At 35.9% G+C, this 13050-nt stretch carries 13 protein-coding genes; 9 read left to right on the top strand and 4 right to left on the bottom strand.

All coding sequences use genetic code 11. From position 1 onward, the window contains the following. Positions 1-235 precede the first annotated feature (235 nt). From BAU28_RS01225 to BAU28_RS01235, 3 genes are all read left to right on the top strand, one after another. Positions 236-1399, top strand: coding sequence for an MFS transporter (locus tag BAU28_RS01225; RefSeq protein WP_165615141.1), 1164 nt, complete (start codon positions 236-238; stop codon positions 1397-1399). A gap of 15 nt (positions 1400-1414) precedes the next feature. Further along, a complete protein-coding gene (locus BAU28_RS01230; protein WP_071717475.1) occupies positions 1415-2254 on the top strand; it encodes an aldo/keto reductase in 840 nt (279 codons plus the stop codon). A gap of 127 nt (positions 2255-2381) precedes the next feature. After that, the gene (locus BAU28_RS01235) at positions 2382-3290 is read left to right on the top strand and encodes a thioester domain-containing protein (RefSeq protein WP_002174135.1); all 909 of its coding nucleotides are present in this window, start codon (positions 2382-2384) and stop codon (positions 3288-3290) included. Positions 3291-3514: 224 nt separating this feature from the next. Here the strand turns inward: BAU28_RS01235 and BAU28_RS01240 are convergent, their stop codons facing one another. Next, on the bottom strand, positions 3515-4153 hold the full coding sequence (locus BAU28_RS01240; protein WP_071717476.1) for an NAD(P)-dependent oxidoreductase: 639 nt from the start codon (positions 4151-4153) through the stop codon (positions 3515-3517). 302 nt (positions 4154-4455) lie between these two features. Between BAU28_RS01240 and BAU28_RS01245 the strand changes: the two genes are divergently transcribed. The 4 genes from BAU28_RS01245 to BAU28_RS01260 all read left to right on the top strand — a co-directional run bounded on the left by BAU28_RS01245 (position 4456) and on the right by BAU28_RS01260 (position 10566). Further along, complete coding sequence (locus BAU28_RS01245) at positions 4456-5886, top strand: alanine/glycine:cation symporter family protein (protein ID WP_071717477.1); 1431 nt, start codon at positions 4456-4458, stop codon at positions 5884-5886. A 222-nt stretch (positions 5887-6108) separates the two neighbouring features. Then, positions 6109-7551: an alanine/glycine:cation symporter family protein gene (locus BAU28_RS01250; RefSeq protein ID WP_071717478.1), complete on the top strand. Its 1443-nt coding sequence runs from the start codon at positions 6109-6111 to the stop codon at positions 7549-7551. 299 nt (positions 7552-7850) lie between these two features. Then, on the top strand, positions 7851-9032 hold the full coding sequence (locus tag BAU28_RS01255) for a NupC/NupG family nucleoside CNT transporter (protein WP_071717479.1): 1182 nt from the start codon (positions 7851-7853) through the stop codon (positions 9030-9032). Between the two features lie 352 nt (positions 9033-9384). Beyond that, positions 9385-10566 carry a NupC/NupG family nucleoside CNT transporter gene (locus tag BAU28_RS01260; RefSeq protein ID WP_025148260.1) on the top strand — a complete coding sequence of 394 codons (1182 nt, stop codon included), beginning with the start codon at positions 9385-9387 and terminating at the stop codon, positions 10564-10566. A gap of 43 nt (positions 10567-10609) precedes the next feature. On the opposite strand, the gene BAU28_RS01265 is transcribed toward BAU28_RS01260, so the two are convergent. Continuing rightward, on the bottom strand, positions 10610-11116 hold the full coding sequence (locus BAU28_RS01265; RefSeq protein WP_002174129.1) for a ferritin: 507 nt from the start codon (positions 11114-11116) through the stop codon (positions 10610-10612). 53 nt (positions 11117-11169) lie between these two features. Further along, positions 11170-11493, bottom strand: coding sequence for a MazG nucleotide pyrophosphohydrolase domain-containing protein (locus BAU28_RS01270; RefSeq protein WP_071717480.1), 324 nt, complete (start codon positions 11491-11493; stop codon positions 11170-11172). A 73-nt stretch (positions 11494-11566) separates the two neighbouring features. On the opposite strand from BAU28_RS01270, the gene BAU28_RS01275 reads away from it, so the two are divergent. Together BAU28_RS01275 and BAU28_RS01280 are read left to right on the top strand one after the other, a co-directional pair. Further along, positions 11567-12145 (top strand): LOG family protein, encoded by a 579-nt coding sequence (locus tag BAU28_RS01275; protein WP_071717481.1) that lies wholly within the window; start codon positions 11567-11569, stop codon positions 12143-12145. A 108-nt stretch (positions 12146-12253) separates the two neighbouring features. Next, the gene (locus tag BAU28_RS01280) at positions 12254-12535 is read left to right on the top strand and encodes a hypothetical protein (RefSeq protein WP_071717482.1); all 282 of its coding nucleotides are present in this window, start codon (positions 12254-12256) and stop codon (positions 12533-12535) included. 17 nt (positions 12536-12552) lie between these two features. Here BAU28_RS01280 and BAU28_RS01285 read toward each other — a convergent pair whose 3' ends face one another. After that, a complete protein-coding gene (locus BAU28_RS01285; protein ID WP_071717483.1) occupies positions 12553-12750 on the bottom strand; it encodes a hypothetical protein in 198 nt (65 codons plus the stop codon). Between the last annotated feature and the right edge of the window lie 300 nt (positions 12751-13050).

Consider the following 13050-nt stretch of genomic DNA (forward strand, 5'->3'; position numbering starts at 1 on the left):
TACGGTACTGAAAAGTGACTATGTTACTTTTTAGTGCCTATCGTACTTTAAAGTGCGTTCTTCAAAAAAAGAATGAAACCATTCATAATAGCATTTGTAAGTATGGAATATATTTTTTAGAAGATAAAAGGGCCTTTTTATCATACTATTATGATTGGATTTCTTGTAATAAGGAGGAATTCAATTGAGTTCATATACAATACCATCTTCGGAAGTTCAGACGAATCGAAGAAGTATGTTTGCTTTATTAGCACTAGCAATTAGTGCGTTTGGGATTGGTACAACCGAGTTTATTAGTGTCGGTTTATTACCATCCATTTCGCAAGATTTAAATGTTTCAGTTACAACAGCTGGTTTAACGGTTTCCTTATATGCGTTAGGAGCAGCAGTAGGAGCTCCTATTTTAACAGCGTTAACAGCTAGTATGTCGCGAAAGACATTATTAATGTGGATTATGGTTATTTTCATTATTGGTAACGGAATCGCGGCGGTAGCAACTAGCTTCACTGTGCTAATTATTGCGAGAGTTATTTCTGCGTTTGCGCATGGCGTGTTTATGTCGATAGGATCTACAATTGCGGCTGCGATCGTACCAGAGAATAAACGTGCTAGCGCAATTGCAATTATGTTTACTGGATTAACAGTTGCGACTATTACAGGTGTGCCAATTGGAACATTTATCGGTCAAGAGTTTGGCTGGAGAGCATCGTTTATGGCGATTGTTGTAATTGGAGTTATTGCTTTAATCGCAAACAGTATACTGGTCCCATCTAATTTGAAAAATGGTGTACCTGTATCATTTCGTGATCAATTCAAACTAATTAAGAATGGAAGACTGTTACTTGTTTTCATTATTACTGCACTTGGATACGGCGGAACATTCGTAACATTTACGTATTTATCACCGCTATTACAAGAAGTAACAGGATTTGAAGCAAGTACGGTTACCATCATTTTATTAGTGTATGGAATCGCCATTGCGATAGGGAATATGGTCGGCGGAAAGTTATCGAATCATAATCCGATTCGAGCGCTATTTTACATGTTCTTTATTCAAGCGATTATATTATTTGTTTTAACATTTACAGCACCATTTAAAGTCGCTGGATTAATCACAATTATTTTCATGGGACTATTCGCATTCATGAATGTTCCGGGGCTACAAGTATATGTAGTTATATTGGCGGAGCGCTTCGTTCCAAGTGCGGTTGATGTTGCTTCAGCAATTAATATTGCTGCATTTAACGCAGGGATTGCTCTAGGTTCTTATATAGGTGGCATTGTAACGAACTCGTTAGGATTAATCCATACTGCTTGGGTAGGCGGCATTATGGTAGTAGGAGCTGTTATTTTAACAGCTTGGAGTATGGCATTAGAAAAAAGAGATCAAGCAAAATAAAGGAGAGAAAATAAAATGAAAAACTTACAAAGTAAAACAGTATTGCATAACGGTGTAGAAATGCCTTGGTTCGGTTTAGGTGTATTTAAAGTAGAAGAAGGACCAGAACTTGTAGAAGCTGTAAAATTGGCAATTAAAGCAGGATACCGCAGCATCGATACAGCTGCGATTTATGGAAATGAAAAAGCTGTAGGTGAAGGAATTCGTGCAGGAATTGAAGCAACTGGGATTTCAAGAGAAGAATTATTTATCACTTCAAAAGTATGGAACGCGGATCAAGGATATGAAGCAACAATTGCTGCATATGAAGAGAGCTTAAAAAAATTAGAGCTAGATTATTTAGATTTATATCTTGTTCATTGGCCTGTTGAAGGAAAATATAAAGATTCGTGGAGAGCTTTAGAAACACTTTATAAAGAAGAGCGTGTACGTGCAATTGGTGTAAGTAACTTCCAAATCCATCACCTGAAGGATGTAATGGAAGGTGCAGAAATTAAACCGATGATTAATCAAGTCGAATATCATCCGCGTTTAACGCAAAAGGAACTACAAGCTTTCTGTAAAGAGCAAGGTATTCAAATGGAAGCATGGTCACCGCTTATGCAAGGTCAATTATTAAATAACGAAACATTACAAGAAATTGCTGATAAATATGGCAAAACAACAGCGCAAGTTATTTTACGTTGGGATTTACAAAATGGAGTTATCACGATTCCAAAATCAACGAAAGAACACCGCATTATTGCAAATGCTGATGTATTTAATTTTGAATTAACAAAAGAAGATATGGAAAAAATCGATGCGTTAAATGAAAATCATCGTGTTGGTCCAGATCCTGATAACTTCGATTTCTAAGTTTAAAGTAGGTAAAAAAGAGTGCAAACAGTTTGCACTCTTTTTTTTTGTTTTGCTTATGCATAAAAAAATGTTCTAACTAAATAATAAACAGTAGTAAATTTGTTATTTATAAGGGGTTGTAGACATGAATATAAAACGATCGTTCAAGCTAATGGCTGCTTTTTTGAGTGTTTTATTTGTATTTACGAACTTATTATTCCCACTTCAAAAAGCATCCGCAGAAGTTATGGATCATACAAAGTATGAAATGGATTGGAGTTATAGTAGGTCAAAGAAGAAGCCAATTCGAACAGAACTTATTAAAACTGCAGATGGTAAAATTGCTTTTTGCTTAAATGTTGATTTGAAATCTCCAAGCGGTCAAGATTTACCGGAAATGGGGAAAGTGGATATTGAAGTGTACCGCGTATTATTAAACGGATATCCACAGAAGAGTCCGCAAGAATTAGGTGTTTCTGATTGGAGAGAGGCACATTACGCAACGCAGCTTGCGGTGTGGAATGCGTTAAAACAAATTGATATTAACGATTTAGATTTCCGTAATAAAAATGTAGAAAAAGTAACGAAAGATATAGTTGCAAAAGCAAGCGCTAGTGAGGAACTACAAGAAATTACGATGAGTGTAAATCCTACAGAAGAACAAGAAGCAGTATTGAAAGATGAGTTTTTTGAAACTGGTTTATATACAGTGCAAACAAACGCTAAAAGCGGAACGTATAAAGTACAAGCAACAGGCGCACCAGAAGGCGCGAAGTTCGTAAATGAAAAAGGTGAAGCGAAAACTGAATTTAATGTAGGAGAGAAATTCCGCATTTTAATTCCGAAACAAACGCCATCGGGTGGATTTAGCTTTAAAGTATCAGGAAATTTAACGAAATTACAAGGAATTGCGCATAAAGGTACGCCGACGATTCAAAATGCAGTTGTGTTACTTGAGCGTAGTGAAGAAAAAACGAGTCCAGAGTTAGCGGTAAGTTGGAAGAAGGCTGAAGGGCCACATAAACCAAATAAACCGAATCAACATAAAAGATAAAGGAAAAAGCATTGGCATTTGCCAATGCTTTTTCCTATGCACACATCATTAATTATATTAGGAAAATATAATTAATGATGTAATACAAGATGATGTTAAGAAGACAGAAGAAAAGTTCTTTAAAATTACAGAGCAAGGTTTTGAAAGAACAGAAGGTATACAAGAGGTAAATGCTTAAAATAAATAAAAAAGGCTCGTAAACATAATGTTTACGAGCTTTTTTATTACTCAGCTTCAGAAACTACTGTGAAGCGTTCGTTTACGTGTTTTGGATTTTCGATTTCATCAATTGCTGCGACTGCGAAGTCTTCGTAACTTACGTAGCTATCGCCTTTTGAGTTCACAAGAAGGTTGTCTTTGCCGGCTTTGTAAGAGCCAGTACGTTTTCCTAATGCGAATAGTGCAGAAGGGCTGATGAATGTCCAAGTAATATCGTTTGTTTGCTGTAAGATTTCTAAGTTTTTTCCTTGGTTTTGCGCAGTTGCTAGGTATTCTTTTGGGAATCCTGGTGTGTCGAATACACGTGTTGTTTTCTCTTCGTCTACAAATAGGCTTCCAGCGCCGCCAACTACAAGTAATTTTGTATTTGGTGCACCTTTTAGTGCTTCAATTAGTACGTTTCCTGCATCTACGTGAAGGTGCTCTTCACCCGCTGGAGCACCGAATGCATTTACAACAACATCGAATGCTTGTAGGTCATTAGATGTAAGGTTGAATACATCTTTCTCTAAAACTTTTACATTGTCTTCTGTAATTTTTGCAGCGCTTCTTACGATGGCAGTTACTTCATGTCCGCGATCTAATGCTTCTTTTAAAATACGACTTCCTGCTTTTCCGCTTGCTCCGATAATTCCGATTTTCATAATAAATCCCTCCAAAGTGTTTTATTAAAGTGTATATGTGAAAATGAATGAATTTAGTGTAATTAGGTTTGTTACAACCTGATGTAATCATTATAGTTACAGGTTGCTGTTTTTGTCAATGGGGGTGTTTATGAATTTATTTTTTGTTTTAGTATGTACAGCTAGTAAAAGTAAAGTCATAAAAACAACATAACCCTGCTGAGTAACCTAATATTTGGAAGTCGTGAGATGTCGAAAAATGTTGATTTTTGAATATTTTTTGAATATAATTCGATTTATGGAGAAAAGGAGGGGTTAATTGTATGAATATTTTAGAACAATTCGTTTCATCAACGAATACAATTCTTTGGTCATATATTCTTATTGCAATGTTAATTGGTTTAGGGCTTTATTTTTCTATTAAATTGAAATTCGTACAAATTACTCATTTAGGGGAAATGCTTCGATTAATGAGTGATGGGTTAACTGGTAAGACACGTAAAAAAGGAAGCGTATCATCATTCCAAGCTTTCTGTATGAGTTCAGCAGCTCGTATTGGTATCGGAAACTTAGCTGGTGTAGCGCTAGCTATTTCTATGGGTGGACCTGGAGCTGTATTTTGGATGTGGGTTATTGCGATTGTCGGGGCGTCTTCAAGTTTCGTAGAAAGTACGCTTGCGCAAATTTATAAAATAAAAGATGGCAGTGGCTTCCGTGGTGGTCCTGCTTATTATATGGAAAAAGGTTTAAATAAACGTTGGATGGGGATTTGGTTCTCTATTCTAATCACAATTAGTTACGGTTTAATTTTTAACTCAGTACAAGCAAATACAGTTACGTTAGCATTTAAAAATGCTTTCGGTATTGAGCGTTATATTGTAGGGATTGTACTTGCAGCATTAGTCGCGATTATTATTTTTGGTGGTGTGAAAAGTATTGCGCGTATGTCAGAAATGATCGTTCCGCCGATGGCAATTATTTATATTGCAGTAGCTATTTTCGTTGTTATTAAAAACTTCTATTTACTACCAGATGTGTTTACAGAAATCTTTAAAGGTGCATTCGGTTTAGATTCAGCTGTAGGTGGCGGTATCGGTGCTGCGATGAAATATGGTATCCAGCGCGGATTATTTGCGAACGAAGCAGGTATGGGTAGTGCGCCGAACGCAGCAGCAACCGCTGATGTAACGCATCCAGCGAAACAAGGTTTTATTCAAACGATCGGTGTTTTAGTAGATACGTTCTTAGTATGTACATCAACAGCATTTATCGTATTATGTTCTGGTGCGTATAAAGCGACAAATTTAGAAGGTATTGAATTAACACAAAATGCATTAAGTTCACAAATTGGCTCATGGGCAAGTAGCTTTTTAGCGATTATTATTTTCTTATTTGCTTTCAGTTCACTTCTAGGAAACTACTATTATGGTGAAACGAATATTGAATTCATTAAACAAAGCAAAACTTGGTTAACGATTTATCGTATTGCGGTAGTGGGAATGGTATTATTCGGTTCTGTTGCGACGCTTCAAGTCGTATGGAATATGGCAGATTTATTCATGGGTCTAATGGTAATCACAAACTTAATTGCGATTACACTTCTTGGACGATTTGCGTATGCTGCATTAGCAGACTATGTAAGGCAAAAGAAACAAGGGAAAGATCCAGTTTTCAGTGCAGATTCTATTCCTGGTTTAACGAACACAGAGTGTTGGGATAAACCAGCGGTAACGGATAAAGAAAAAGCAGTATAATAAAAAGGCGAGCATCGGGAGAAAATCGATGCTCGCCTTTTTTGTTGTAATAAATGATGTAAAGGGTAAAAGATGAACATTATTATAGCTTTTATAAAAATACATATGTTAGGAAAGTTAACATCACAGTGTGATAAAACCTTACATTTTTGTCGAAAATTCTTGATTGCTAAAAGTTTTTAGAATATAATTTTCTTATTGGTAGAAGAGGGGAGTGCAATTATGGATTTTTTAGCTAAGGTGGTTGGGGATGTAAATAATATTCTTTGGTCATATATCATTATTGCGATGTTAATTGGGTTAGGGCTCTACTTTTCATTTCGTGTGAAATTTGTCCAAGTTCGTTACTTCGGTGAAATGATTCGCTTGCTTGGGGATGGAGCGAGTTCGAAAACAAGAAAAGCGCAAAAAGAAAAAAGTGGTGTATCTTCATTCCAAGCATTTTGTATGAGCACAGCTTCTCGTGTAGGTACTGGTAACTTAGCTGGTGTAGCTATTGCAATCTCGGCGGGTGGTCCAGGAGCTGTATTTTGGATGTGGTTAATCGCTGTAATTGGGGGTGCTTCTGCATTTGTAGAGAGCACGTTAGCGCAAATTTATAAAGTAAAAGATGGAAATGCATTCCGAGGTGGTCCAGCGTATTATATGGAAAAGGGATTAAATAAGCGCTGGCTTGGAGCTATTTTCTCTGTTTTAATAACAGTAAGTTTCGGATTGATTTTTAACGCTGTACAGTCTAATACTGTAGCAGCAGCTTTTGATGGTGCATTTAAAACAGATAGCAGACTTGTTGGTGTTGTTATGGCTGGTTTACTTGCAATCATTATTTTCGGTGGGGTTAAGCGAATTGCTCGTGCAGTTGAAATGATTGTTCCAGTAATGGCAATTATATATGTAGCAGTTGCATTGTTCGTTGTTGTAACAAACATTACGGCAATTCCGTATGTATTTAAAGAAATTTTCTTACATGCTTTCGGAATTAAAGAAGTAGTAGGCGGAGGATTAGGAGCTGCGATTTTACTAGGGGTAAAACGTGGATTATTCTCAAATGAAGCAGGTATGGGTAGTGCGCCGAATGCAGCTGCGACTGCAAACGTAACGCACCCAGTTAAACAAGGTTTCATTCAAACTTTAGGGGTATTTACAGATACATTATTAATTTGTAGTTGTACAGCATTTATTATTTTATTATCAGATGTGCATAATGCGGCTGATTTAAATGGAATTCAATTAACACAGCAAGCATTAAGTCAACATATCGGACCGTGGGCTTCTATATTTGTAGCAGTTGCAATCTTCTTGTTTGCATTCAGTTCATTAGTGGGTAACTACTATTATGGTGAAACAAATATTGAATTCTTAAATGGAAGTAAAGTTTTATTAACAGCATATCGTATTGCTGTACTTGGTATGGTTATGTTAGGTTCTGTAGCAACAATTCAAATTGTTTGGGATTTAGCAGATTTATTCATGGGTATTATGGCTATTATTAACTTAGTTGCAATTGTATTCCTTTCTAAATTTGCTTTCGCTGCATTATCAGATTACGTAAAGCAAAAGAAACAAGGGAAAGATCCAGTCTTTTATGCGGAATCTATTCCTGGTTTGAATAATACAGAGTGCTGGGACAAGCCAGCAGTAGCAGATAAAGAAAAAGCAGTATAATAAAAAGGCGAGTATCAAAGAAATTTGATGCTCGTTTTTTTTTATAGCAATAAACGGAGTGTAGAGGTAAAAGACGAACATTAATGAGGGTTTTATAATGAAACGTAATTTTTTAGAGAAATATGAGGATGTGAGTTGTAATTTGTGTTAGAATGGAAAATGGCTTTGGGACAAGAGATTTTATGGTCTTTCATATCCGACTAATGGTTTGAGAGGATAAATGGAAAGTTCGGATTATTTCTTATTTCGAGTTGTCAGACGTTCAACATTAAAGAAGAGTTAAATGGAGGATTTTATTAATGAAGTTTGTTATGTTTCTTGTAGGATTACTCGTTGTATTTGTACTCGGTTTTCTTATAAGTGCGGATCGAAAGAAGATTAAGTATAAACCAATCATGGTTATGCTTGTTATTCAGTTAGCGTTAACGTATTTCTTATTAAATACACAAGTTGGTTATATTTTAGTAAAAGGAATTTCGGATGGATTTGGGGCACTTCTTGGATATGCGGAAGCTGGAATCGTTTTCGTATTTGGAGGTCTTGTTAATAAGGGAGAAGTTTCATTCTTCTTAACGGCGTTATTACCAATCGTATTCTTTGCGGTATTAATCGGAATTCTGCAGCATTTTAAAATTTTACCGATATTTATTCGTGCTATTGGTACTTTGTTAAGTAAAGTAAATGGTCTAGGAAAACTAGAATCATATAATGCAGTAGCGGCTGCAATTGTTGGACAAGCAGAAGTATTCATTACAGTAAAAGATCAATTAAGTAAAATCCCGAAACATCGTTTATATACACTATGTGCATCTTCGATGTCGACAGTATCGATGTCAATCGTTGGTTCTTATATGAAAATGATTGAGCCAAAATATGTAGTAACAGCACTTGTATTAAATTTATTTAGTGGTTTCATTATTATTCATATTATTAATCCGTACGATATTACGGAAGAAGAGGATACACTAAAGTTAGAAAATAAGAAAAAGCAATCATTCTTTGAAATGCTGAGCGAATATATTATGCTTGGTTTCACGATTGCGATTACGGTAGCAGCAATGTTACTTGGTTTCGTAGCATTAATTACAGCAATCAATAGCTTGTTTGATTCAGTGTTCGGTATTACATTCCAAGCTATTTTAGGATATATCTTCTCACCATTAGCGTTCGTAATGGGTATCCCGCAATCAGAAATGGTAACAGCGGGACAAATTATGGCAACGAAATTAGTATCGAACGAATTTGTTGCGATGCTTGATCTAGGAAAAGCAGCTGGTGATTTATCAGCTCGTACAGTCGGTATTCTTTCTGTATTCCTTGTATCATTTGCGAACTTTTCATCTATCGGAATTATTGCAGGTGCAACGAAAGGAATTGATGAAAACCAATCAAACGTTGTTTCATCATTTGGATTACGACTTGTATACGGTGCGACACTAGTAAGTCTTTTATCAGCGATTATCGTTGGTGTTATGTTATAAAAAAGGATAGCCCTAGCTCATAGTTAGGGCTATTGTTTTATGGTAATTTTACATAAAAAAACCAATTAGTTAGGAATATATTAACATATAAAAATCTTTTAAAATTTATATTGCATTTCGTCTAGATAACGCTTACAATTTGATTTGTAGGTGGTATCAATTTCAGACTTTCAATACGGTAGGAGAGAAGAGGCTACCTTTTATAAATTGCAATTTATGTAAACGCTTACTGATTTTAGGTGACAGTTGAATAGTATTTAGGGGTTTTAAATTTTTTTAACATCAATGGTCAGACGTCATTCGTTATACGTTATACGACCAATAACTCGTGGGAGAAGTGGAGGATTCACATATGAAACTAGTAATGTTTCTAGTCGGTTTACTTGTAGTGTTTGTACTAGGTTTCCTTATCAGTTCAGATCGTAAGAAAATTAAATATAAACCAATTGCAGTTATGCTTGTTATTCAATTGGTACTTGCGTATTTCTTACTAAATACAAAGGTCGGATTTGTATTAGTAAAAGGGATTGCAGATGGATTTGGCGCTATTTTAAAATTTGCGGAAGCTGGGGTTAATTTCGTATTTGGTGGTCTAGCAAACGATGGACAAGCACCATTCTTCTTAACAGTATTATTACCGATTATTTTCTTAGCAGTATTAATCGGGATTTTACAACATATTAAAATTTTACCGATTATCATTCGTGCAGTCGGTTTCGTATTAAGTAAAATTAACGGTTTAGGAAAATTAGAATCATATAATGCAGTAGCGGCTGCAATTGTTGGTCAAGGTGAAGTATTCATTACAGTAAAAGACCAACTAAGCAAATTACCGAAAAATCGTTTATACACACTATGTGCATCTTCAATGTCAACAGTATCGATGTCAATCGTCGGTTCTTACATGAAAATGATTGATCCAAAATATGTAGTAACAGCACTTGTACTAAACTTATTTAGTGGATTCATTATCGTTCACATCATTAATCCATATGACGTAAAAGAAGAAGACGATATTTTAGAATTACAAGAAGATAAGAAACAAACATTCTTTGAAATGTTAGGCGAATATATTATGCTTGGTTTCTCTATCGCTGTAACAGTAGCGGCGATGTTAATCGGTTTCGTAGCATTAATTACAGCAATTAACGGTGTATTCGATTCAATTTTCGGAATCACATTCCAAAGCATTTTAGGATATATCTTCTCACCATTAGCATTCATAATGGGTATTCCAACATCAGAGATGCTACAAGCAGGACAAATTATGGCAACGAAATTAGTAACAAACGAATTTGTTGCGATGCTTGATTTAGGAAAAGTAGCTGGCGACTTATCAGCTCGTACAGTAGGTATTTTATCAATCTTCCTTGTATCATTTGCGAACTTCTCATCTATCGGAATTATCGCAGGTGCAACGAAGAGTATCGATGGAAAACAAGCAAACGTTGTATCTTCTTTCGGATTAAAACTTGTATACGGTGCAACGTTAGTAAGTATATTATCAGCGATTATCGTTGGGGTTATGCTTTAATAAATTAAGAAAAGCAATGAGCGCGGGCTCATTGCTTTTTTTGTTATTCAGCCGGAGGCGTAAATGTACGCTTCTCTAATTCAGCATCTAGCATAAATAGTGCATTTGAATCGTTTGTAATACGCTTTAATTTTTGAATGATGCTATCGAATGAAGCTTCTTCTTCTACTTGCTCGTCAACGAACCATTTTAAGAACGTAATTGTTGCGTGTTCGCGCTCATCCCAAGCGATATCAGATAAGTTATAAATACGTTTCGTTACTTCACGCTCGTGCTCAAGTGCGACTTCAAAAGCGTTTAATACAGATTCATATTCGTTGTTAGGATTATCGAATCCAGTAATAATAGCGCGCTCGCCGCGGTCATTAATATAGTTGTAAAGTTTCATTGCGTGGAAACGCTCTTCTTCAGCTTGGACAAGGAAAAAGTTAGCGAAGCCATCATAGCTTTCGGCTGTACAGTAAGCAGCCATTGCCATGTAAGCGTGGGCAGAGTAAAATTCAAAGTTCATTTGTTCATTTAGTGCGTCGTGCAATTTTTTGGATAACATAAAATCCTCCTTATGATTTTGACAAGAACATTATATCATAATTGATAATATTCTCATTTATTCACTTCGAACCTTTTCGAAAGCTTTGTGACGTGTGCTTCCATAATGTCTTGTAAATCTAAATCATATTTTTGCGAGAGAATAATAAGATTCGCAAGAACATCCCCAAGTTCTTCTTTTAATTCTAACCTTAATTCCTCTTGTCCTTTCGTTTGTTCATCAGGACGATCACGACCAATTTCAATTGCACGCACAACGCGTGAAACTTCCCCAACTTCTTCAGTTAAGAAATTTAAGCGAATAAAGGAGTTATACTGAGACCAGCTCCGTTTTTCGTAAAATTCCTCAACCCATCTTTGAAATGCAACGATATCCATTTCTTCCTCATCCCTTCAATATGTTGTACAATATTCATTGTATCATGACAATATATAGTTTCGGGGTGTGGAAATGAGAAAGATTTGTGTGTTTGCAGGTTCAAATTTAGGGGAGAGACCAGAATTTAAAGAGCAGGCAATTCAATTAGGAAAAATGTTTGTTGAGAACGATTATGAGCTTGTATACGGTGGTTCATGCGTTGGATTAATGGGAGAAGTAGCAAACGAAGTTCTTCGCTTAGGTGGACGCGTAACGGGTGTTATGCCGCGTGGTTTATTCCGCGGTGAAATTGTTCATACAGGATTAACAGAATTAATTGAAGTAGAAACGATGCATGAGCGTAAGGCGAAAATGGCAGAGCTTGCAGATGCTTTCATTGCATTACCAGGCGGATACGGAACGTTTGAAGAGCTATTTGAAGTTGTGTGTTGGTCACAAATTGGTATACATAATAAGCCGGTTGGTTTATTAAACATTAAAGATTTTTACGGACCAATTTTACAAATGGTTAATCGTGCAGCTGAAGAAGGCTTTATGAATCCATCGAATAAAGAGTTAATCGTTTCAGCTGAGACGGCAGACGAATTAATTCATAAGATACAAAATTACGAGCGTCCTGTTTTGGGGACGAAGTGGAAACAACTATCATAGTATATTTTTATAGAAACACATGTCTTTTTTATCGTAAAAAGGCATGTGTTTTTGAGTTGGTTAAATATGTTAATGTTGAAATGTAATGTTTTGGGAAAGGAGAAATAGATGGAAGAGTTTGTGTACTTGCGTCCGGTTTTTAAAAGCATTTTAGCAGCGTCTATTCTTGCTATGCTAATTGTTTTAAGACAGAAGAAAGAGCTGATTAATGAATTTTCGCTTTGGTTTATTTCTATATTGTGTATTGGTGTTTCGGCGATAGCACTCTTCATGGAGGGCTTTATCGTTGATGAATATGGTCTTGTTGGAGATCCACAGACTTTTTATATGTTTATAGGAATTGGTTGTATTAGCGGTTTGAATTTTATTATTTATTATAGGCGGCAATAAAAAGAAGGCATTCCATATTACTTTGGAATGCCTTTATCACTTTGATTACTTTGTTTTTTATACAGGTACCAGCCACCCCAACCGCCACCAATAGCTACAACAATGAGGAAAGGATAGTCTTTAACCTCGACATGTATGTTGAAAATATTAGCTATAAGTAAGAGAATCCCAACTGTTATTAACGCGAAAAATGCCCGAATTAAGTAGTCTTTCAACTGAACCACTCCCGCCATTTAAGTAGTAAATGATGAATTTGGAAAAGCTTTTTGGATCTGTTTACTAAAGGGTGTTTTCTATATTTTAACATAAAAGGGATTGTAATATAGTGATAAAAGTAGAGGAGGGGGTGCTAACATTGTCACTATTTGTGGAAAAGCCGATATATTTGAAAAATCGCCGATATAATTCCATGCACCATCATGTTTGAGCACTGCATAAAAAGAAGCGACTCTGAACGAGCCGCTTCCGCTTTAAGTTGTTATCCAGCTCCAGCGGCTAGAATGTTCGGTGGCTTC

The sequence above is a fragment of the Bacillus paramycoides genome (assembly GCF_001884235.1).
Lineage (GTDB): Bacteria > Bacillota > Bacilli > Bacillales > Bacillaceae_G > Bacillus_A > Bacillus_A paramycoides.